This window comes from Kitasatospora humi, assembly GCF_020907985.1.
Lineage (GTDB): Bacteria > Actinomycetota > Actinomycetes > Streptomycetales > Streptomycetaceae > Kitasatospora > Kitasatospora humi.
Window position 1 is genome coordinate 63,750 of the sequence record NZ_JAJJPA010000029.1, and the last position, 20,598, is coordinate 84,347.

Annotated in this window: 17 protein-coding genes; 4 read left to right on the forward strand and 13 right to left on the reverse strand. The window is 73.5% G+C overall.

The features are described 5' to 3' along the window. Positions 1-15: 15 nt before the first annotated feature. Positions 16-393 carry an ArsR/SmtB family transcription factor gene (locus LN042_RS24505; RefSeq protein ID WP_230053491.1) on the reverse strand — a complete coding sequence of 126 codons (378 nt, stop codon included), beginning with the start codon at positions 391-393 and terminating at the stop codon, positions 16-18. Positions 394-510: 117 nt separating this feature from the next. Between LN042_RS24505 and LN042_RS24510 the strand changes: the two genes are divergently transcribed. Continuing rightward, the gene (locus LN042_RS24510; protein WP_230053492.1) at positions 511-1,617 is read left to right on the forward strand and encodes an NADH:flavin oxidoreductase/NADH oxidase; all 1,107 of its coding nucleotides are present in this window, start codon (positions 511-513) and stop codon (positions 1,615-1,617) included. Between the two features lie 36 nt (positions 1,618-1,653). On the opposite strand, the gene LN042_RS24515 is transcribed toward LN042_RS24510, so the two are convergent. After that, positions 1,654-1,944, reverse strand: coding sequence for a hypothetical protein (locus LN042_RS24515; protein ID WP_230053493.1), 291 nt, complete (start codon positions 1,942-1,944; stop codon positions 1,654-1,656). 307 nt (positions 1,945-2,251) lie between these two features. Here LN042_RS24515 and LN042_RS24520 point away from each other — a divergent pair, with 307 nt between their 5' ends. Continuing rightward, the gene (locus tag LN042_RS24520; protein WP_230053494.1) at positions 2,252-2,701 is read left to right on the forward strand and encodes a nitroreductase family deazaflavin-dependent oxidoreductase; all 450 of its coding nucleotides are present in this window, start codon (positions 2,252-2,254) and stop codon (positions 2,699-2,701) included. A 114-nt stretch (positions 2,702-2,815) separates the two neighbouring features. On the opposite strand, the gene LN042_RS37790 is transcribed toward LN042_RS24520, so the two are convergent. The 8 genes from LN042_RS37790 to mmuM all read right to left on the reverse strand — a co-directional run bounded on the left by LN042_RS37790 (position 2,816) and on the right by mmuM (position 14,376). After that, the gene (locus LN042_RS37790) at positions 2,816-4,069 is read right to left on the reverse strand and encodes a cytochrome P450 (RefSeq protein ID WP_230053495.1); all 1,254 of its coding nucleotides are present in this window, start codon (positions 4,067-4,069) and stop codon (positions 2,816-2,818) included. Then, on the reverse strand, positions 4,062-7,142 hold the full coding sequence (locus LN042_RS24530) for an amino acid adenylation domain-containing protein (RefSeq protein WP_230053496.1): 3,081 nt from the start codon (positions 7,140-7,142) through the stop codon (positions 4,062-4,064). Before LN042_RS24530 ends, LN042_RS37790 begins: the two co-directional genes overlap by 8 nt. Before the next feature lie 234 nt (positions 7,143-7,376). Next, positions 7,377-7,898, reverse strand: coding sequence for a YbhB/YbcL family Raf kinase inhibitor-like protein (locus LN042_RS24535; protein ID WP_230053497.1), 522 nt, complete (start codon positions 7,896-7,898; stop codon positions 7,377-7,379). A gap of 115 nt (positions 7,899-8,013) precedes the next feature. Next, entirely contained in the window at positions 8,014-9,609 is a 1,596-nt protein-coding gene (locus tag LN042_RS24540; protein ID WP_230053498.1) for a glycerol-3-phosphate dehydrogenase/oxidase, read from the reverse strand. Between the two features lie 123 nt (positions 9,610-9,732). Continuing rightward, positions 9,733-11,265: a glycerol kinase GlpK gene (gene glpK, locus LN042_RS24545; RefSeq protein ID WP_230053499.1), complete on the reverse strand. Its 1,533-nt coding sequence runs from the start codon at positions 11,263-11,265 to the stop codon at positions 9,733-9,735. A 91-nt stretch (positions 11,266-11,356) separates the two neighbouring features. Next, the gene (locus tag LN042_RS24550) at positions 11,357-12,094 is read right to left on the reverse strand and encodes an MIP/aquaporin family protein (RefSeq protein ID WP_230053500.1); all 738 of its coding nucleotides are present in this window, start codon (positions 12,092-12,094) and stop codon (positions 11,357-11,359) included. Between the two features lie 382 nt (positions 12,095-12,476). Next, complete coding sequence (locus LN042_RS24555; protein ID WP_230053501.1) at positions 12,477-13,241, reverse strand: IclR family transcriptional regulator; 765 nt, start codon at positions 13,239-13,241, stop codon at positions 12,477-12,479. 205 nt (positions 13,242-13,446) lie between these two features. Beyond that, entirely contained in the window at positions 13,447-14,376 is a 930-nt protein-coding gene (gene mmuM, locus LN042_RS24560; protein ID WP_230053502.1) for a homocysteine S-methyltransferase, read from the reverse strand. A gap of 28 nt (positions 14,377-14,404) precedes the next feature. Between mmuM and LN042_RS24565 the strand changes: the two genes are divergently transcribed. Continuing rightward, entirely contained in the window at positions 14,405-14,968 is a 564-nt protein-coding gene (locus LN042_RS24565) for an NUDIX domain-containing protein (protein ID WP_230053503.1), read from the forward strand. Here the strand turns inward: LN042_RS24565 and LN042_RS24570 are convergent. Further along, entirely contained in the window at positions 14,958-15,608 is a 651-nt protein-coding gene (locus tag LN042_RS24570) for a TIGR03085 family metal-binding protein (protein WP_230053504.1), read from the reverse strand. The two genes, LN042_RS24565 and LN042_RS24570, sit on opposite strands and share 11 nt — an antisense overlap. 157 nt (positions 15,609-15,765) lie before the next feature. Here LN042_RS24570 and LN042_RS24575 point away from each other — a divergent pair, with 157 nt between their 5' ends. Beyond that, positions 15,766-17,832 carry an acetoacetate--CoA ligase gene (locus LN042_RS24575; protein ID WP_230053505.1) on the forward strand — a complete coding sequence of 689 codons (2,067 nt, stop codon included), beginning with the start codon at positions 15,766-15,768 and terminating at the stop codon, positions 17,830-17,832. A 49-nt stretch (positions 17,833-17,881) separates the two neighbouring features. Here the strand turns inward: LN042_RS24575 and ptsP are convergent, their stop codons facing one another. Both ptsP and LN042_RS24585 read right to left on the reverse strand, forming a co-directional pair. Further along, positions 17,882-19,552, reverse strand: coding sequence for a phosphoenolpyruvate--protein phosphotransferase (gene ptsP / locus LN042_RS24580; protein WP_230053506.1), 1,671 nt, complete (start codon positions 19,550-19,552; stop codon positions 17,882-17,884). A 146-nt stretch (positions 19,553-19,698) separates the two neighbouring features. Next, positions 19,699-20,148, reverse strand: a complete 450-nt coding sequence (locus LN042_RS24585) for a PTS sugar transporter subunit IIA (protein ID WP_230053507.1) — start codon at positions 20,146-20,148, stop codon at positions 19,699-19,701. Positions 20,149-20,598 lie beyond the last annotated feature (450 nt).

The window sequence follows — 20,598 nt, forward strand, 5'->3', positions numbered from 1 at the left end:
CCACGCCCAAGCGCGTCACTCCATCGTGGGCGCGTCGCTCGGCGGATCCACCGGATGGCGCAGCGCCTCGGTCTGCGCAGCGGCGAGGACGCGGTCGAGCAGGCCCGGCACGGCCTGCTCCAGGTCGGCGGTGCGCAGGGTGCTCACCCGCGAGGTGCCGCGCCGGTGCTGGCGGATCACCCCGGCCTCGCGCAGCACCCGGAAGTGGTGCGTGGTGGTCGACTTGGTGACCGGCAGGCTGAAGGCGATGCAGGCCATGTCCTCGTGGCCTTCCGCGAGCTGGCGGACGATCTGCAGTCGGACCGGGTCCGCCAGTGCGTGCAGCACGGCGGTCAGGCGGATCTCTCCGGTGGCCGGCTCGGGTAGGGGGGTGGACGTCGCGGATTCGGTCACGGGGTCAATAGTACGACTCCTTTCGTAGTTCGCCGAGCGTCGTACTTCGATGGAAGTCGTAGTACGATGCTCTTCGTATCAAACAGCCGGCGCCTTTCCCACCGTCGAGGAGTGCTGATGTCCGCCTTGTTCGAGCCGATCACCCTGCGCGAGCTCACCGTGCCCAACCGGGTCTGGATGCCCCCGCTGTGCATGTACTCCGCGGCCGCCGAGGGGCCGGGCACCGGTGCGGCCACCGACTTCCACCTGGCCCACCTGGCGGCCCGGGCGGCCGGCGGCACCGGTCTGATCATCATGGAGGCCACCGCGGTGTCGCCCGAGGGCCGGATCTCCCCGGCCGACCTCGGCCTGTGGAACGAGCGCCAGCAGGAGGCGCTGGCCCGGGTGGTCGCCGCGATCAGCAGCCACGGCGCGGTGCCGGCGGTCCAGCTCGCGCACGCCGGCCGCAAGGCCTCCTCGCGCCGTCCGTGGGAGGGCGGCGCCGGCATCCCGGTCGCCGAAGGCGGCTGGCAGACGGTCGGCCCGACCGCCGAGGCCTTCGGTGACCACCCGGAACCGGACGCACTGACGGTCGAGGACATCCAGCGCATCGTGCGCGCGTTCGGTGCGGCCGCGGAGCGGGCCCTGGCGGCCGGTGTCAAGGCGGTCGAGATCCACGGGGCGCACGGCTACCTGGTGCACTCCTTCCTCTCCCCGCACACCAACCACCGCACCGACGAGTACGGCGGCTCGTGGGAGAACCGGACCCGGTTCGCCCTGGAGGTGGTCGCCGCGGTCCGCGCCGTCTGGCCGGCCGAGCTGCCGGTCTTCTTCCGCACCTCGGCCACCGACTGGCTGACCGAGAACGCCGAGGACGCCCGCGACGGCTGGACCGGCGAGGACACCGTGCGCCTGGCCAAGGAACTGCACCAGGCCGGCGTCGATCTGCTCGACGTCTCCACCGGCGGCCTGGTGCCGGACGCCAGGATCCCGGTCGGCCCGGGCTTCCAGGTGCCGTTCGCCACCGCGGTGCGGGAGGGCGCGGGGCTGCCCGTCGGCGCGGTGGGCATGATCACCGAGCCGGCGCAGGCGGAGGCGATCGTCGCCGAGGGACGCGCGGACGTGGTGCTGCTCGGCCGCGAGCTGCTGCGCACGCCCTACTGGGCGAACCTGGCGGCGCGCGAGCTCGGCGCGGAGCGCCGCTGGCCGACGCAGTACGGGTACGCGGTGGGCAGCAACGCCTGAGCCGTCGTCAGCCGACCGCGCCCCGGTGCCGAACCGTCAGTACCGGGGTGGCCTGCTGCCGGTCATCGGGGCGTCCCGCCCGGGCCCGCGCCGCCGCTGCGCGGCGACCTGGCGCGCGATCACGATCTCGACCAGGCACCAGAAGACCCCGAACACCCCGACCCCGCTGACCAGCAGCGACAGGGTCAGTGCCTTGCGGGCGTGCGCGTAGGAGGCCAGGGTCGCGTAGGTCAGACTGACCAGGGTGAAGGCGAGGAAGACCACGGTGCGCACACTGGCCGCGCGCACCTCGTCCGGCATCCGGCGCCTGCGGCGTGCAGCGGCCATCCACGGTACTCCCATGTCGTTCGACGGGGCAGCAGAGCACCGACCCCGCTCACTGCCTGCCCGCACCGCCCCCGCGCAAACAGCGCTCCGCGGGCATGCGCGCCCCGGCGGGCGGCCGGACCGACCTCGCGCCGGGGCCCCGGGCGCGGCGGTGATGGGGACGGCACTGGTGGCGGCCATCGCCCTCGACCCGCAACTCGGTCCCGTCGTCTGACGGTTCGCCGGCCGGCAGGGGCATGATGGTTCCGCAGGGCCCTCCGGCGGCCGCCCGAGGGCCGGGTCCAGGATCGACGGACGGGAGACCAGCATGCCCCTCACCGGCGAGTACCAGCCGAGCTCGACCCGGTTCGTGCGCGACCAGGTCGCGCTGTACGAGTCATCCGGCGGCACCGAGGGCACCACCATGCGCGGCAGGCCCGTCGTGGTGCTGACCACCCTGGGGGCCAGGACCGGCAAGCTGCGCAAGACCCCGCTGATGCGGGTCGAGCACGACGGCCGGTACGCCGTGGTGGCCTCCCAGGGCGGTGCGCCCACCCACCCGGTCTGGTACCACAACCTGATCGCCGACCCCCGGGCCGAACTGCAGGACGGGCCGGTCCGACAGGACGTGATCGCCCGTGAACTCACCGGTGCGGAACGCGACCTGTGGTGGCGCCGGGCGGTCCAGGCCTGGCCGGACTACGCGGAGTACGCCAAGAAGACCGACCGGCTGATCCCGGTCTTCGTGCTGGAGCCGGCCGCCGCCCCGCACGCCTGAGCCTCGGGTCCGAAAGGGGCCACCCCGCACTCCTGACCCCCTTCGGCTCCGCAGGGCCCGCCCGCCTGAACCTCAGCGGCCCTGGCAGGGCCCGCGCTCGCGGCTGACCCGCCGTCAGGCGGCGTGCAGCCGTACCGGCAGGCTCACGTGCGAGTTGATCAAGGTGGTGGCCTTGCGCACCGGCGGGCCGAGCAACTCGATCCGCTCGACCCGGGGCAGCAGCGCCTCGAAGACCAGCTTCACCTCCAGCCGGGCCAGCGGCGCGCCCAGGCAGAAGTGCTTGCCGCTGGTGAAGGCGTAGTGCGGGTTGGGGCTGCGGTCGATCCGGAAGCTGTTCGGCTCCGCGAAGACCTCCTCGTCGCGGTTGGCCGAGGTGATCCAGAGGCAGAGCAGGTCGCCGGGCTCGAGCGGAGTGCCACCGACCACCCGCGGCTCCAGCACGGTCCGGACGAAGTGCTGCGTGGGCGTCACCCAGCGCAGCACCTCCTCCACCGCCGAGTCCAGCAGCTCCGGGTGGCGGCGCAGCAGCGCCCACTGCTCCGGGTGCTCGGCGAACGCGACCAGGCCGCCCGCGGTGGCGTTCTTGGTGGTCTCATTGCCCGCCACCGCCAGATTGAGGCAGTTCAGCAGCACTTCGGTGCGGCTCAGCCGCTCTCCGTCCGCCAGCTCGGTGTCCAGCAGTCGGCGGATCAGGCCCTGCGGCGCCAGCTCGGCATGGTTGAGCAGGCCCGCCAGGTGCATCAGCAACTGGCTGTTGGCGGCCTTGGTGGAGGCCCGCCGGGCGGCCAGCTCGCCGGCCCGCGGGTCGTCCGCGGTCAGCGAGCCGGCGATGGCCCGGCTCGCCCGGTCGGCCAGCCGGTCCCACTCCCGCTCCGGCAGCCCGAGCAGCAGCCCGGTGGCCGCGGCGGGCAGCCGGGCGGCGACCGCCGCGACGAAGTCGCACTCGCCGGCCCGCACCGCCTGCTCGACCCACCCGGTCACCAGTTCCTGGAGCGTTCCGTTGACCGTCTTCGCCACCGACTTGTTCAGGCCGCCGCTCAGCAGCCGGCGCAGCCGGGTGTGGCCGGGCGGGTCCGAGATCTCGATCATCTGCCCGGCCGCCGGGTCGCGGCTGCCGAGCGCCGAGTCCAGGGTCATGCCGGACTCGCAGCTGAAGCCGGTGGCGTCCCGGAACACCGCGTCCAGGTCCCGGTAGCGGGTGGCCGACCAGAAGGCCGGCGCGTCCGCACGCTCCTGGCGGTGCAGGCCGTCCCGGCGGCGCAGCTCGGCGAACGCGGCGTACGGCGGGGCGGGGTCGAAGGACCGCGGATCGGTCAGGTCCGGCACCGCGGTCGAGCCGGCGGTTGCGGCGGGGAGGACGTCAGTCACGGCGGGCACCTCCGCTGGTGGCGAGCGGCGTCGGGATGAACCCGGACGCATGGAAGTACGCGATGTAGTGGTCCAGCAGGTCCCGGTCGACCGGCGGGCAGTCGATCCCGGTCCCGGCCAGTTCCCGGTCCACCCTGGCCCGGTCCAGCTGCGGCGCGACGCTCCGCGCGGCCAGCTCCTGCACGGTGAGGCCGCCGGGCGTGACCCGCTTGGTGAACAACTGGGTGAGCGGGGTGAACGGGTGGCCGGGGCGGTCGGCGAGGTGCGCCAGCAGCGCCTCGATCCACTCGGCGTACCCGGTGGTGCGGATCCGGTGCCCGTGCGCCCGCAGCCGGTCCACCAGGTCGGCCAGCACCCCTTCGCGGGGGTTGACCAGGTGGTAGGTCTGGCCCTCGGCGGGCGAGTGCAGGGCCAAGTGCACGATGGCGGCGGCCACGTGGTCGACCGGCAGCAGGTTGAGCGCCAGGTCGAGGTCCGGGGCCAGGCCCAGTTCGGCGATCGTCCGGAACAGCTCGCAGAGCGCGGCGCCGCTGTTCCAGACGTACCCCGTGGTGTCGCCGGATATCTCGTAGGGCCGGTGCACCGCCACCGGTAGGCCGCCCCGACCCGCGCTGCGGACCACCTCCTCGGCCACCCACTTGCTCTCCGGGTAGCCCATGGCGAGCAGTTCGACGTGGTCCAGCGGGGTGTCCTCGGTGACCCGACGCACCCCGGCCGCGCCCATGCCGTGCACCACGGCAAGCGTGGAGACGTGGTGCACCGGTACGGCCCGCCCGGCGGCCAGCCGCAGCACCTCCTGGGTGCCGTACACATTGGCGGCCCGCAGCTTCTCGTAGGGGTAGAGGAAGTTGACCTCGGCCCCGCAGTGGTGGATCACGTCGGTGGTGGCGGCCAGCTCGGCCCAGTCCGAGTCGCTCAGGCCCAGCCGGGGACGGGCCAGGTCGCCGAGCACCGGGCGGACCCGGTCGGCGGGCAGCGGGTGCCGGGCGCCGTAGCGGTCCTGGGCGTCGGCCAGGCGGCGGCGGGCGTGCTCCACGTCGCGGGCCCGGACCAGCGCGTGCACCACCGCATCGGTGCGCTCCAGCAGTTCACGCAGCAGGTAGGCACCGAGGAAGCCGGTCGCACCGGTGAGCAGCACGGCACGCGGAGCCCGCCAGTCGGGGCGCGGCTCGACGGTGGTCACCACCGGAACGTCCCAGACCAGGTCGGGCCGCCAGCGGTCGGCCTTGGGGCCGGCCACCAGGGAGTCGGGACCGGCGGTGAGCGTCCGCTCGACCGCGGCGGTGAAGGCACGCAGTGTCGGCTCGGCCAGCAGCTCGGTGATCAGGTGGTCGCCCAGCAGGTCGTCGAGCTCCAGTGCGCTCAACACTTCCGCCACCAGCTGGACGGCGGCCAGCGAGTTGCCGCCGGACTGGAAGAAGTCGTCCTCCGCCGCGGCCTGGCCATCGGGCAGTGTCGCGGCCCAGATCCGCGCCACGGTCCCGGCGGGCGAGTCGGGGCCGGTCTGCGCGGCCGGGGCCGGGGCCGCCGCAGGCACCGGCAGCGCCGCGCGGTCCAGCTTGCCGCTCGGGGTCAGCGGGAGCCGGTCCAGCACGGTCACCGACGCGGGCACCATGTAGCCGGGCAGCCGCTCCCGCAGGTAGGCGCGCAACTCGGCTCCGCTCGGGGCCGGTTCGGGGCGCCCGCCGGTGGCCACGTAGGCGGCCAGGCACCGGCTCAGCCCGTCCTCGTGCGCCAGCACCACGGCGTCGGTGACCTCCGGATGCCCGGCGAGCGCGGAGCGTACCTCGGACAACTCGATCCGGTGGCCGCGCACCTTCACCTGGTCGTCCTGCCGGCCGCAGAACTCCAGTGCGCCGTCCTCCCGGTGCCGTCCGTAGTCGCCGGTGCGGTAGACCGTGATTGACGACCCGTCAGCTTCCAGGGTGAGCTCGATGAACCGCTCGGCGCTGGACGCGGGCGCGTTCAGATAGCCGGCCGCCACCCCACCGCCGCTCAGGCACAGCTCGCCCCGCTCGCCGGGCCCGGCCAAGGTGCCGTCCTCGCGCAGCAGATGGCAGCCGGTATCGGAGATAGGCCGCCCGATCGGCACGCTGACGGCGTCCTCGGGCACCTCGGTGATCTCGTGGGCGAGTGCCACGCAGGCTGCCTCGGTCGGACCGTAGGCGTTCACCAGGTGCTGCGGGCGGCCGAGTTCGAGCACTCGTCGGGCGGCCTGGGGCTGCAGCGCCTCGCCACCGGTGACCACGTAGCGCAGACCCGCGAACATCTGCGGCCGCTCCCGCGCCATCAGATGGAAGAGGCTGGTGGTGAGGAAGAGCACGCTGATCCGCTGCTCCTCGATGAACCGGGCCAACGCCGGGGCTGAGAGCAGGACTTCGGTGGCGGCCGGGACCAGGCAGGCACCGTTCAGCAGGGCCGGCCACAGTTCCAGCACCGCCGCGTCGAAGGAGAGCGTCGAGCCGTGCAGCACCCGGTCCTCGGGGCCGATCGCCAGGAAGCCGTTGTCGATCGACAGCCGGGCCACACCGCGCTGGGGGACCGGCACGGCCTTGGGCCGCCCGGTGGTGCCGGAGGTGAACATCACGTAGGCGGGCGCCGCGGGGTCGGGCGCCGGCAGTGGGCCGGGTGCGCTGCCGGCGGCCAGCACCTGGTCGAACTCCCACACGGGCACGTCGTCCTGGTCGAGCCGGGCGCTGTCCGGCAGTCGCACCACGGCCACCGCGCGGCCGTCGCGCAGCATCGTTCGGCGGCGGTCGGCCGGCAGCGAGGCGTCCAGCGGCAGGTATCCGGCGCCGGCCAGCACGGTGCCGACCAGGGCGGTGCACGCGTCGGCCCCGCGTTGGCCGGCGATCCCGACCACCGCCCCGCACGCCACCCCGAGACGGCCCAAACCGCGGCCGAACTGCTGGGCAGCGGACAGCAGTTCGGCATAACTCAGAGACCCCTGGGCGGTCGCCACGGCCGACCGCTCCGGGTGGCGCTCGGCCTGCCGGGCGAACAACTCGGCCAGTGGGCGCCGGTAGTGCTCCTCCGCCGCTTCCCGGGCCGGCAGGACACCATCCATGGTCATCGGCGTGCTCTCCCTCGTCTCCCTGGAACAGCGGCGAGTCTAGGCAGGGCAAAATGCCGATGGCTTGGCGAAAGCCCTCGGTGGCACGTGGGTTGAGCTGCGCTTCGTGCCTCGGAGGTGGCCGGCCGGCGGAGTCCGGAGTGCGGCTACTGCGGCACTTCCATGGCGGTACTGTGCCGAAAGCGTGAACATGACAGCGCTGGCCGGCCAGCCGCGCTGCCACGCCGGTGCCGGCTACTTCTTCTCGTACTCGGCCACGATGGTGCCGCGGGCCACGGCCTGGAAGCCGATGGTGGCGCCGATCGCCGCCGCCGAGGTGTCCGAGTCCAGGCCGAGCTTCTCCACGCTCAGCGCGGTCACCGAGAAGACGTAGCGGTGCGGGCCGTGCCCGGCCGGCGGCGCGGCACCGCCGAAGTTCTTGGTGCCGTAGTCGTTGCGGCCCTGGACCGCCCCGGCCGGCAGCCCCGCGAAGTCGCCGCTGCCGGCTCCGGTGGGCAGCGAGGTCACGGTCGCCGGGATGTCGAAGACGATCCAGTGCCACCAGCCGCTGCCGGTCGGCGCATCCGGGTCGAAGCAGGTGACGGCGAAGCTCTTGGTCTCGGCCGGGAAGTCCGACCAGCTCAGCTGCGGCGAGAGGTCGCCGCCCGCCAGCACCTGGGCGTCGCCCAGGGTGCCGCCGTCGGTCACGTCGGTGCTGGTCACGGTGAGGGCGGGCACCTGGCGCTGGAAGTCGTGCGGGAGCGGTGGCCTGGTCACGTCGGGAACGCCTCCTGGGAAATCGGACTGGAAACTGACGTTGCGCCAGAGCCTAGACGAACGGGCGGTCACCCCCATCCCAGGGTGACCGCCCGTCCCGGCGAGTGCCTCGGCGTCAGCCGTGCGAACGCCCCTTGAGGAACTCGTCCACCTCGGCCCGGACCTCGGGCGTGTCCAGGCCGCGCACCGTCATGGTGGTGCGGCGGCGCAGCACGTCGTCCGTGGTGTAGGCCCACTCGTTGTCGGCCGCGAAGGCGACCTGCGCCCACACGTCCGGGCCGTCCGGGTGGATCGGCTCGCCCAGCGCCGGGTCCTCGGCGATCAGGCGGGCGATGTCGAAGGAGAGGGTGCCGTAGTGGCTGGCCAGGTGCTTGGCCACCAGCGGCTCCATCCGCGAGCCGGGCTCACGGTCGATCAGCAGGCGGTGCGCCACCGCGTTCGGCGCGCCGACGCCCGGCAGCGGCACGGTCGCGGCGATCGGGGAGATGTCCTCGCCGATCCCGGTGCCGCGGACGTGCGCCAGCTTCTCCAGCACGGTCCGGCCGATGTGTCGGTAGGTGGTCCACTTGCCGCCGGCCACCGAGAGCATGCCGCCCTTGCCCTCGGACACCACGGTCTCGCGCTTGGCGGCGGCGGTGTCGCCCGGGCCGCCGGGCAGCACCCGCAGACCGGCGAAGGAGTAGGTGATCAGGTCGCGGTCCAGGTGCTCGTCGCGGATCGCGTGGCCGGCCTCGCCCAGGATCTGGTCGATGTCGGCCTGGGTGGCCCGGACGTCCTTCGGGTCGCCGGTGTACTCCTCATCGGTGGTGCCGAGCAGGACGTGGTCCTCCCACGGAATGGCGAACGAGACCCGGTACTTGTCGATCGGGATGGTCAGCGCGGCCCGCCACGGGCTGCGGCGCTTGACCACCACGTGGGCGCCCTTGGAGAGGCGGATCGACGGCGCGGCGCCGGCGTCCTCCATCCGCCGCAGGTGGTCCACCCACGGGCCGGTGGCGTTCAGCACCAGGCGGGCGTCGACGCCGAACTCGGTGCCGTCCAGCCGGTCCTTCAGCTCGGCGCCGGTCACCCGGCCCGAGGTGAACCGCAGCCCGGTCACCTCGGCGTGGTTGAGCACCACGGCACCCGCGTCGACGGCCGCCCGCACGGTCATCACGGCGACCCGGGAGTCGTTCATCTGGTGGTCGCCGTAGACCGCCACCGAGCGCAGGCCCTCGGTGCGCAGCGCCGGCACCTGCTGGGCGGCGTGCGCGGCGGTGGAGACCCGGCCCATGCCGTCACGGAACGCGGAGAGCGCGGAGTAGAGGAAGACACCGGCGCCGAGCTTGGGGGCGCTGTGCGGGCCGCCCTTGTAGACCGGCACGAAGAAGGTCAGCGGGTTCACCAGGTGCGGCGCCACGTCGGTGGCGAGCGCCCGGCGCTCCTTGTGGTTCTCCGCCACCAGCTTGACCGCGCCGGTCTGCAGGTAGCGCAGACCGCCGTGGACCAGCTTGGAGGAGGCGCTGGAGGTGGCGCCCGCGAAGTCGCCCGCGTCCACCATGGCGACCTTCAGGCCGGCCTGGGAGGCGGTCCAGGCGACCGCGGTGCCGAGGATGCCGCCCCCGATCACCAGCAGGTCGTAGGTCGCCTTGCCCAGCAGCTCACGGGTCTCGGCGCGGGAAGCGGTGCGGCCGGGGGTGCGCTCGGCGCCCAGGGTCGGGATGGTTGCCATGATGTGTGTTCCGGGCCGCGGTGCGGGCGGCGCCGGGTCTCCTCTCGAATTTCGGTGAGGCCGCGGGAGCGGCCAGGCAATGCGCCGGCCGGGGCCACCCTCAAGGGCCCCGGCCGGTCAGGCTCAGCTGTCCTGCTCCTCGTCCACCCAACCCATGGTGCGCTCCACGGCCTTGAGCCACTTCTTGTACTCGCGCTCCCGGGTGGCCTCGTCCATCCGCGGGGTCCACTCGGCGGCGCGGTGCCAGTTGGCCCGCAGGGTGTCCAGGTCCGGCCAGAAGCCGACCGCGAGGCCGGCCGCGTAGGCGGCGCCCAGGGCGGTGGTCTCGGCCACGTAGGGCCGCTCCACCGGGGCGTTCAGAACATCGGCGATGTTCTGCATCAGCAGGTTGTTGGAGGTCATGCCGCCGTCCACCTTGAGGGCGGTCAGCTCGACGCCGGAGTCCTTCTCCATGGCGTCGACCACCTCGCGGGTCTGCCAGGCGGTGGCCTCCAGCACGGCGCGGGCCAGGTGGCCCTTGGTCACGTACCGGGTCAGACCGGCGATCACTCCGCGGGCGTCGGAGCGCCAGTACGGGGCGAACAGGCCGGAGAAGGCCGGCACGAAGTAGGCGCCGCCGTTGTCCTCGACGGTGTTGGCGAGGGTCTCGATCTCGGCAGCCGTCGAGATGATGCCGAGCTGGTCCCTCAGCCACTGCACCAGCGAGCCGGTGACGGCGATCGAGCCCTCCAGGGCGTAGACCGGCTTCTGGTCGCCGATCCGGTAGCCGACCGTGGTCAGCAGGCCGTGGTACGAGTTGACGACCTTCTCGCCGGTGTTCAGCAGCAGGAAGGTGCCGGTGCCGTAGGTCGACTTGGCCTCGCCCTCGTCGAAGCAGGTCTGGCCGAACAGGGCCGCCTGCTGGTCGCCGAGAGCCGAGGCGACCGGAACGCCCTCCAGGTCGCCGACCGCGTGGCCGTAGACCTCGGCGGAGGAGCGGATCTCGGGCAGCACCGCCAGCGGGACGCCCATCGAGTCGGCGATCTTCTCGTCCCAGGCCAGGGTGTGCAGGTTCATCAGCATGGTGCGGCTGGCGTTGGTGACGTCCGTGACGTGCTTGCCGCCGTTGACACCGCCGGTGAGGTTCCAGATGACCCAGGTGTCCATGGTGCCGAAGAGGATGTCGCCGGCCTCGGCGCGCTCGCGCAGGCCCTCGACGTTGTCCAGCAGCCAGCGGATCTTCGGGCCGGCGAAGTAGCTGGCCAGCGGCAGGCCGGTCTCGCGGCGGAACCGGTCCTGGCCCACGTTGCGGCCCAGCTCGCGGCAGAGCGCCTCGGTGCGGGTGTCCTGCCAGACCAGCGCGTTGTGCACCGGCTCACCGGTGTTCTTGTCCCACAGCACGGTGGTCTCGCGCTGGTTGGTGATGCCGATCGCGCGGATGTCGTCCTTGGTCAGCCCGGCCTTCTCCAGCGCGCCGCGGACCACGGACTGCACGCGGGTCCAGATCTCGCCGGCGTCGTGCTCGACCCAGCCCGGCTGGGGGAAGATCTGCGAGTGCTCCTGCTGGTCGACGGAGACGATCCGGCCGTCGGCGCCGAAGATGATGCAGCGGCTCGAAGTGGTGCCCTGGTCGATCGCGGCGATGTAGTTGCCGGATGGCACGGTGTTGGCGGTCATGTAGTGATCCTCGGCTCTGAGGTGGGGGAGGGAAAGTGGGCGGGACGGGGCCGGAGCGGCCCGTGGTCGCGGCGGAGCTTGGCGACGGGCGTCAGAACAGGGCCTTGTCGAGGACGCCGGCAAGCAGGCCGCCGATGGCGGGGCCGACCACCGGGATCCAGGCGTAACTCCAGTCGGAGCCACCCTTGTTGGGGATCGGCAGCAGGGAGTGCACGATGCGCGGGCCGAGGTCGCGGGCCGGGTTGATGGCGTAGCCGGTCGGGCCGCCGAGCGAGAGGCCGATGCCGACCACGGTGAAGGCGGTGATCAGGATGCCCATGCCGGAGAGCTTGTCGCCCAGGGTGAGCCCGGAGGTCAGGATCAGCATGCAGAGCACCATGGTGCCGATGATCTCGGTGATCAGGTTCTGGATCGGGTTCCGGATCTCCGGCCCGGTCGAGAAGATGCCCAGGGTGGGCTCCTCGTTCGCCTGGAACTGGCCGAGGTAGGTCAGCCACACCAGGACGGCGCCGATGACCGCGCCCAGCATCTGGGAGCCGATGTAGAGCGGCACATGGCTCCAGTCGCCGCTCTTGACGGCGAGGGCCAGGGTGACGGCCGGGTTGAGGTGGGCGCCGGACTTGGCGGCGGACATGTACGCGGCGACCAGCACCGCGAAGCCCCAGCCGAACGTGATCGCCAGCCAACCGGCGTTCCGGGCCTTGGACTTCTTGAGCGTGACGGCGGCGCAGACGCCGCCGCCGAGGAGTATCAGGGCGGCGGTGCCGAGTGTTTCGCCGACGAAGATGTCGCCGTTGGAGAAGGCGGACACAAAGACTCCTTTGTCCATATGGCCGTTTGCCTGGGGGTGTGGTGCCCGTGGCAGGAGGCGGGTGGGGGAGGACCGGCCGATCGGGGGCAGTGGCCGGTGTGAGCAGGCGTTCCCGTCCCTGGGAGGCGTCCCTGCGGCGGCGAAGGCGACCAGTGAGCGACGGATTCGCCCGGTGGGGCTGTTCCGGCGGCCATCGTTCGACAATGTCGACCGCTACGCGGGAGTTTTCACCCTGGCAGGTGCCCACGTCAAGGCCGGTGACCTCGCTGTGACCCTCCCCTCGCCGGACCCGGGCCGATGGTCGGCGGGGCTGCCCACCGGAACGGCCGGTACAGGGACAAAACACCGGATGGTGGACAGCAGTGCTGCCCACCATCCGGCATGCCCCCGGCGGGGTGGTTCAGAAGCGGTTGGCGCCCAGGTCCCGGGAGATCGCCCGGGCTGCGTCACGTACCGAGGCGACCAGCTGCGGCCGCACGAAGCCGTCCTCGCAGACCCGCTCCACCGCGCCGTTGACGCAGACCGCGCCGACCGGGTTGCGGCGGCGGTCCTGGATCAGCGCGCCGATCGAGGCCACGCCCTCCCAGGTCTCCTCGATCGCGTCCGCCCAGCCGCGCTCGCGGACCAGCGCGCACTCGGCGTCGATGTCCTCGATGGCGGTCAGGGTGCGCGGGGTGAACGCCTCCAGCGGGCCGTCGCCCAGCTCGCCGCGGGCCACCGGATCGTAGGCCAGCAGCACCTTGCCCAGCGCGGTGCTGTGCAGCGGCTGCATCGAGCCGACCTCCAGCACCTGGCGGGTGTCGTCGGGGCGGAAGACGTGGTGCACGACCAGCACCCCGCGCTGGTGCAGCACCCCGAGGTAGACCGTCTCGCCGGCCGCCCGGGCCAGGTCGTCCGCCCAGACCAGCGCGCGGGCCCGCAGCTCATGGACGTCCAGGTAGCTCTGTCCCAGTCGCAGCAGCTCGGCGCCCAGCTGGTACTTGCCGCTCTCCGGATCCTGCTCGACGAAGCCCTCCAGCTGCAGGGTGCGCAGGATGCCGTGGGCCGTGCCCTTGGCCAGGTCGAGCGAGGTGGCCACCTCGGAGAGGCCGAGGCGACGCTCGCCGCCGGCCAGCAGACGCAGGATCGCGGCGGCCCGGGAGAGCGACTGGATCGGGCCGGGCATGAGGACCTCCACTGACAAGGCTGGCACGCATTCGACAATGTCGCACAGCTCGTGGTCATGTCGACTACGGGGATATCGTCCCGAGTCTGCCAGGCGCGCAGGAGAAGATGCACGTCGCCCACCTGTTCTCGGCCGTTGTTCCACCGGCCACCCGCGCGCAGGGCGCTACGCCGTCACCGGCCACCCGGGGCGGGGCGGTGCTCGGTCACCGGCCACCCTGGGCGGGGCGGTGCTCGGTCACCACCGCCGCCAGCTCGGCGATCTGCTCCGGGCCCACCCGGCAGCAGCCGCCGACCAGCCGCGCTCCGTCCGCCAGCCAGCCGCCCGCGAAACGGGCGGGCCCCTCGGCCGCCCCCCGCCAGCCGCCCGCCCCCCAGCGCTCCCCACTGTTCGGGTACGCCACCACCGGCTTGCCGGTCACCGCCGCCGCCACCCGCACCGCATCGGCCACCTCCCCGGGCGCACAGCAGTTCACGCCGACCGCCACCACCTCCGGCACCCCGGCGGCCAACGCGAACGCCTCCGCCAGCGGCTGCCCGGCCCGGGTCCGCCCGCCGGCCACCGTGAAGCTCAGCCAGGCCGGCACCCCCAGCCCCCTGACGGCCCGCAGCAGCGCCTCCGCCTCCAGCGTGTCCGGCACCGTCTCCAGCGCCAGCACGTCCGGGCCGGCCGCCGCCAGCACCTCCAACCGGGGCCGGTGGAACCGCTCGAGCTCGCCCACCGTCAGCCCGTACCGCCCCCGGTACTCCGAACCGTCCGCCAACACCGCGCCGTACGGCCCCACCGAGGCCGCCACCCACGGCGCACCCTCCCCCGGCCTGCGGCCGGGGGGACCCCCGGATGCCCGCGCCAGCGCCACGCTCGACGCCAGCAGCCGGGCCGCCCCGGCCCGTCCGATCCCGCGCCGGGCGAAACCCTCGAAGCTCGCCTGGTAACTGGCCGTGATCACCACCTGCGCCCCGGCACCGACGTACGCCCGGTGCGCCGCCGTGATCGCCTCCGGTGCGTCCGCCAGCAACCGCGCCGACCAGAGCTCGTCGGCCAGATCGTGCCCGGCCGCCGCCAACTGGTTGGACAGCCCGCCGTCCAGCACCAGCGGCCCCGCCGCCAACGCCGCCGCAAAGCCCTCGGCCAAGCCCCTCTCCTCCCACTACCATCCACCCATGACCACTGACCAGGCTGCCACTCGACCCGCCACCTTCGGCCCGGGCAGGCACTGCCACTGGTGCGGCACCGCCTACCCGGTCGACACCCACGGCTGGCCGCGCACCTGCCCCGGCTGCGGCGAGATCAGCTACCGCAACCCGCTCCCGGTCACCGTCGCCCTGCTCCCGGTCAACCGCCCCGACGGCGGCCAGAGCCTGGTGGTCATCCGCCGCACCATCGAGCCCGGTTACGGCGAGCTGGCCCTCCCCGGCGGCTACGTGGACTACGGCGAGAGCTGGCAGCAGGCCGCCGTCCGCGAGCTCCGCGAGGAGACCGGCATCCTCGCCGACTCCGAGCGGGTCACCCTGGTCGACACCGCCTCGGACAGCCGCGGCGGCTTCCTCTGCCTCTTCGCCCTGCTCCCCGCCCGGGACCTCGCCGCCCTGCCACCGTCCGTCCCCACCGACGAGACCGAGGGCTGGCAGCTCATCGACACCCCGACCCCGCTGGCCTTCCCCTTCCACACCAAGGTCTCCACCGCCTGGTTCGCGGGGGAGTACGAGCGCCACCTCAAGGGGTGACCGCGGGCAGTCCCACCTTCCGCCGCAGCAGGGCGACTTCGTCCTCGGGCCCGCTCACCGCCACCCGTGCCCGCGCACCCCGTCCGAACGCGAACAGCAGCAACTCGCCCGGCTCGCCCACCACCCGCACCGTGCCCGCCAGCCGCTGACCCGCCACCACGTTCCGCCCGTCCGGCAGCGACAGCACCACCCGCACCGGGGTGCGCCGACCGAGCTCCATGCGCACCGTCAACCCCAGGCGCCGCCACAGCAGTTCGCCCAGCTCCGGGCCGACCGGCGCGGGCTCCCAGGAGGCCCCCGCCCGCCGCACGTCCTCCGCGTGCACGAAGTACTCCACCACGTTGGCCGCCTCGTCCGCCCCCGGCAGCGCGAACGCCGACCAGCGCGGCGGGCCCTCGCGCAACCGGCGCACCAGCTCCCCGTACGGCAGCGCCGCGTAGCGCGCCTGCACCCGCTCGGTGTGCCCGGCCAGCGCCGGCAGCACGATCCCCATCGCCGCGTCCGGCCGGGCCTCGCGCAGCACCAGGTGGGCCGCCAGGTCGCGGGTCAGCCAGCCGCCGCAGAGCGTGGGGGAGTCCGGGCCGGCCGCCGCCAGCAGGTCCGCCAGCCGGGCCCGCTGCCCCCGCGCGTGATTCGACATGTTGTCAGAGTAATGAAGGCCGCCATGGTGCGCGCCCGGTGCATGGAGTGATCCACCACAATCGCCGCCCTGCCGCCGGCACCCCCTTGGCGAGCCGACGATCACATGGCATGGTCTGCACCGTCAGCACGCAGCGTCGCGGGCCGCGCCACGAGCGATGTTCCCGCGCACCCTCCGGCCGGGAGACCACACCGTGAGCACCGCACCCAACGGCACCGACCCCACCGAGCCGCTCTGGCGCCCCGACCCCGCCAAGGCCGCCGCCACCCGGCTGGTCGCCTTCCAGCAGTGGGCCGCCACCACCCACGGCGCCCCGGCCGCGCCGCTGGCCCCCGCCCCGGACGACGCCACCGCCGCCACCCGGTACGCCGACCTGCACGCCTGGTCCACCGATGACCTGCAGCGCTTCTGGACCGCCGTCACCGAGTACTTCGACGTCCGGTTCAGCACCCCGGCCGCCGCCGTGCTCCCCGACGCCACCATGCCCGGTGCCCACTGGTTCCCCGGCGCCCGCCTCAACTACGCCGAGCACGCCCTGCGCTTCGGCGATGACCCGGCCCACGCCGACCGGCCCGCCATCCTGCACCTGGACGAGACCCGCGCCGAGCCGCTCGCCGTCAGCTGGGCGGAACTGCGCCGCCAGGTCGCCGCCCTGGCGGCCACCCTGCGCGCCCGGGGCGTCGAGCCCGGCGACCGGGTGGCCGGCTACCTGCCGAACATCCCGCAGGCCGTGGTCGCCCTGCTCGCCACCGCCTCGATCGGCGCCGTCTGGACCTCCTGCGCCCCCGACTTCGGCGCCCGCAGCGTGCTCGACCGCTTCCAGCAGCTCGCCCCCGTCGTCCTGCTCGCCGTCGACGGCTACCACTACGGCGGCAAGGACCACGACCGCGGTGCCGTGGTCGCCGAGCTGCGCGGCGAGTTGCCGTCCGTGCGCACCTTCATCCACGTCCCGCTGCTCGGCACCGAGGCTCCCGAGGGCGCGCTCGACTGGGCCGCCGCCACCGCGGGCGACGCCGAGCCGGAGTTCGCCCGGGTGCCGTTCGAGCAGCCGCTCTGGGTGCTGTACTCCTCCGGCACCACCGGTCTGCCCAAGGCCATCGTGCAGAGCCAGGGCGGCATCCTGGTCGAGCACCTCAAGCAGGCCGCACTCCACCTCGACCTGGGCCCCGAGGACCGGTTCTTCTGGTACACCTCGACCGGCTGGATGATGTGGAACTTCCTGGTGGCCGGCCTGCTGGTGGGGTCGACCATCGTCACGTACGACGGCAGCCCCGGTCACCCCACCACCGGCGCGCTCTGGGAGGTGGCCGCCCGCACCGGCGCCACCGTGCTCGGCACCTCCGCCGCCTACGTGATCGCCAGCCGCAAGGCCGAGCTGCACCCCGGCCGGGACCTCGACCTCAGCGCGGTCCGCTGCATCGGCACCACCGGCTCCCCGCTGCCGCCCGACGGCTTCCGCTGGATCTACGACGAGGTCAAGCCGGACGTCTGGCTCGCCTCGGTCAGCGGCGGCACCGACGTCTGCAGCTGCTTCGTCGGCGGAGTCCCCACCCTGCCCGTCCATCTCGGCGAGATCCAGGCCCCCTGCCTGGGCGCGGCCGTCGAATCCTGGGACGCGGCCGGCAAGCCGCACACCGACGAGGTCGGCGAACTGGTCGTCACCAAGCCGCTGCCGTCGATGCCCACCGGCTTCTGGAACGACCCCGACGGCAGCCGCTACCACGACAGCTACTTCGACACCTACCCCGGCGTCTGGCGGCACGGCGACTGGATCACCGTCACCTCCAGGGGCACCGTGGTGATCCACGGCCGCTCCGACTCCACCCTCAACCGCCAGGGCGTGCGGATGGGCTCCTCCGACATCTACGAGGTGGTCGAGCGCCTGCCCGAGATCGCCGAATCCCTGGTGATCGGCCTGGAGGAGGAGAACGGCGGCTACTGGATGCCGCTCTTCGTGGTGCTGGCCCCCGGCGCCGTGCTCGACGACGACCTGCGCGCCCGGATCCGCACCGCCCTGCGCGAGCAGCTCTCCCCGCGCCACGTGCCGGACGAGGTGATCGCCGTCGACGGCCTGCCGCACACCCTCACCGGCAAGCGGATCGAGGTGCCGGTCAAGCGCCTGCTCAGCGGCACTCCGCTGGCCCAGGCGGTCAACCCCGGGTCCGTCGACAACCTCGACCACCTGCGCTTCTTCGAGCAGCTCGGCCGGCAGCGCCGCGGCTGACCACGCGTGCGGGCCCCTCCCGAAGCGGCGGGGCCCGCACGGCATTCGCTCACTCGCCGGACAGCACCTGCTGCGCGGCCGCCCGCGCACCCTCGGCGCTGTCCGCCGCCCGGGCAGCCTCGGCGGCCCGCCGGCACTGGTCCAGCGTGAACCTGGCCAGCGCGCCGCGCACGTACGGGATCGACGCGGACCCCATCGACAGGCTGGTCACGCCCAGTCCGGTCAGCACGCAGGCCAGCAGTGGATCGGACGCCGCCTCACCGCACACCCCGCAGCCCTTGCCGGCCTCCCGGGCGGCCTGCGCCGCGGCCGCCACCAGGTCGAGCAGGGCGGGCTGCCACGGGTCCTGCAGCCGGGCCAGCGCGCCCACCTGACGGTCCGCCGCGAAGGTGTACTGCGCGAGGTCGTTGGTGCCCAGTGAGAGGAACTCGACCTCCGCCAGGATCGACCGGGCCCGCAGCGCGGCAGACGGGATCTCCACCATCGCGCCGAACTTGGCGTGCAGCCCCGCCTCCCGGCAGGCGTCGGCGAACGCCCGGGCATCCGCCCGGTCGGCCACCATCGGCGCCATCACCTCGAGGTGCACCGGCAGCCCCTCCGCGGCCCGGGCCAGGGCGCGCAGCTGGGTCGCCAGCACCTCGGGATGGTCCAGCAGGGTGCGCAGGCCGCGCACCCCCAGCGCGGGATTGGGCTCGTCGGCCGGGCTCAGGAAGGCCAGCGGCTTGTCCGCGCCCGCGTCCAGCACCCGCACCACCACGCGGCCCTCCGGGAACGCCCCCAACACCTGCCGGTAGGCGGCCGTCTGGGTGTCCTCGCTCGGCGCCTGAGCGGAGTCGTCGAGGAAGAGGAACTCGGTGCGGAACAGCCCGACGCCCTCGGCGCCCGCGGCCACCGCCGCCGTCACGTCCCCAGGCCCGCCCACGTTGGCCAGCAGCGGCACCAGGTGACCGTCCGAGGTACGGCCCGGACCGGACGAGGCGGCCAGGGCCGCCTTCCGCTCGGCCGCCACCCGGCGCAGCTCCTCCTGCCGCTCGGCGCTCGGCTCGACCAGCACCTCACCGCTGCTGCCGTCCACCGCCACCGTGGTGCCCTCGGCCAGCTCGGTCGCGCCGGGCAGTGCGACGACGGCCGGCACCCCCATGGCCCGCGCCAGGATCGCCGAGTGACTGGTCGGCCCGCCCTCCTCGGTGACGAACCCGAGGACCAGCGCCGGGTCGAGCAGCGCGGTGTCGGCGGGCGCCAGGTCGCGGGCCAGCAGCACGTACGGCTCGTCGCTGTCCGGCACGCCCGGCATCGGCACGCCCATCAGCCGGGCGACGATCCGGTTGCGCACATCGTCCAGGTCGGCCACCCGGCCGGCCAGGTACTCGCCGGCCGAGGCCAGCAGCGCCCGGTAGGCCGCGAACGCGTCGTAGACCGCCCGCTCGGCGCTGCTGCCCACCGCGATGCGGCGCGCCACGTCGGCCGCCAACTCCGGGTCCTGGGCCATCAGCGCCTGGGCCTCCAGCACCGCCTGAGCCTCGCCGCCGGCCAGGTTGCCCCGGGCGATCAGGTCGGCGGCCACGGCGTCGACGGCCTGCTGGGCCCGGGCCTGCTCGCGGCCGGCCTCCTCGGCGGGCACCTGGTTGGCCGTGGGCTCCAGCACGGCCGTGCCCATGTGGCGCACCTGGCCGATCGCCACCCCGTGGCTGACGCCCACCCCGCGCAGCATCTTCTCCATGTCCTTCTTTCCTTTCCACCCGGCACCGCCGCCCCGCCCAACCGAAACACGGCGGGTGCGGCGCTGTCCGGCCAATGGCTCGGTCGGGCTGGGGCCGGGGCTCAGACCGGCCCGGTCCAGGCTCGACTTCCGGCTCGGTCCCGGGTTCAGGCCCAGGTGAAGAGTTCGCCGCCGGTGACGATCTCGCCGGCCTCGGCGACCGCGCTGAGCGCCTCGGCGGAGGCCTCCAGGGCCACGATCGGGGAGATCGGCGACTTGCCCGCGGCCTCCACGGCGGCGGGGTTCCACTTGACCACCGGCTGGCCGCGCTTCACCTGGTCGCCCTTGCTCACCAGCAGTTCGAAGCCCTCGCCGTTGAGCTGCACGGTGTCGATGCCCAGGTGGGTCAGCACGCCGTGGCCGTCGGCGTCCAACACCACGAAGGCGTGCGGGTGCATGGAGACGACCAGCCCGTCGACCGGGGCCACCGCCGTGGTGGGCTCGCGCACCGGGTCGACGGCGGTGCCCGGTCCGACCATGGCGTCGGAGAAGACCGGGTCGGGCACGGCGGCGAGTCCAACGGCGCGGCCGGTGAGCGGCGACGTCACAGTGGTCATGGTGGAGCCTCCCAGGTACGGGGTACAGCGTGCGGCCGCTCACAGCGGCTGGGGGAGTGCCGAGCGAGGCCTTGATCACGCCAAGTTCGGACATATGGTTGCAGAACGGGCCATGAGTCGAGTCGCCTGGCGCGCCTGCCCGCGATCCCTGTGCGAACCGCCGGCGCTCCGGGTCAGGGCAGGCCGGGGCCGCCGAGTGACTCAGTGGTCTAGTCCTCTTGCTCGACGCGCCGCACTCTACGGCATGCGGGTGAGCTCGACGATCGCCCCGGCGCGTCGGACCGCGCGGTGCTGGCCACTCGGCTCCGGGGTGCGCACGATGCTCGATTAGGCACTCGGGCGCGGAGCCGCTATGGTTGCTCGGGTCGCCGCGAGGCGATGGTGAATCCAGCGAAACGGCTGAGCGAAAGTCCGGTGAAATCGGACCGAATCTCATCTGATAAGCTGAGG

Coding starts and splice junctions, on each gene's coding strand:
- LN042_RS24515 (WP_230053493.1), bottom strand. CDS start 1,944: ATGGCCGCTGCACGCCGCAGGCGCCGGATGCCGGACGAGGTGCGCGCG.
- LN042_RS24550 (WP_230053500.1), bottom strand. CDS start 12,094: ATGGACAAAGGAGTCTTTGTGTCCGCCTTCTCCAACGGCGACATCTTC.
- LN042_RS24530 (WP_230053496.1), bottom strand. CDS start 7,142: ATGACCATGGATGGTGTCCTGCCGGCCCGGGAAGCGGCGGAGGAGCAC.
- LN042_RS24575 (WP_230053505.1), top strand. CDS start 15,766: ATGTTCCCGCGCACCCTCCGGCCGGGAGACCACACCGTGAGCACCGCA.
- ptsP (WP_230053506.1), bottom strand. CDS start 19,552: ATGGAGAAGATGCTGCGCGGGGTGGGCGTCAGCCACGGGGTGGCGATC.
- LN042_RS24510 (WP_230053492.1), top strand. CDS start 511: ATGTCCGCCTTGTTCGAGCCGATCACCCTGCGCGAGCTCACCGTGCCC.
- LN042_RS24540 (WP_230053498.1), bottom strand. CDS start 9,609: ATGGCAACCATCCCGACCCTGGGCGCCGAGCGCACCCCCGGCCGCACC.
- LN042_RS24585 (WP_230053507.1), bottom strand. CDS start 20,148: ATGACCACTGTGACGTCGCCGCTCACCGGCCGCGCCGTTGGACTCGCC.
- LN042_RS24570 (WP_230053504.1), bottom strand. CDS start 15,608: ATGTCGAATCACGCGCGGGGGCAGCGGGCCCGGCTGGCGGACCTGCTG.
- LN042_RS24555 (WP_230053501.1), bottom strand. CDS start 13,241: ATGCCCGGCCCGATCCAGTCGCTCTCCCGGGCCGCCGCGATCCTGCGT.
- LN042_RS24520 (WP_230053494.1), top strand. CDS start 2,252: ATGCCCCTCACCGGCGAGTACCAGCCGAGCTCGACCCGGTTCGTGCGC.
- glpK (WP_230053499.1), bottom strand. CDS start 11,265: ATGACCGCCAACACCGTGCCATCCGGCAACTACATCGCCGCGATCGAC.
- LN042_RS24565 (WP_230053503.1), top strand. CDS start 14,405: ATGACCACTGACCAGGCTGCCACTCGACCCGCCACCTTCGGCCCGGGC.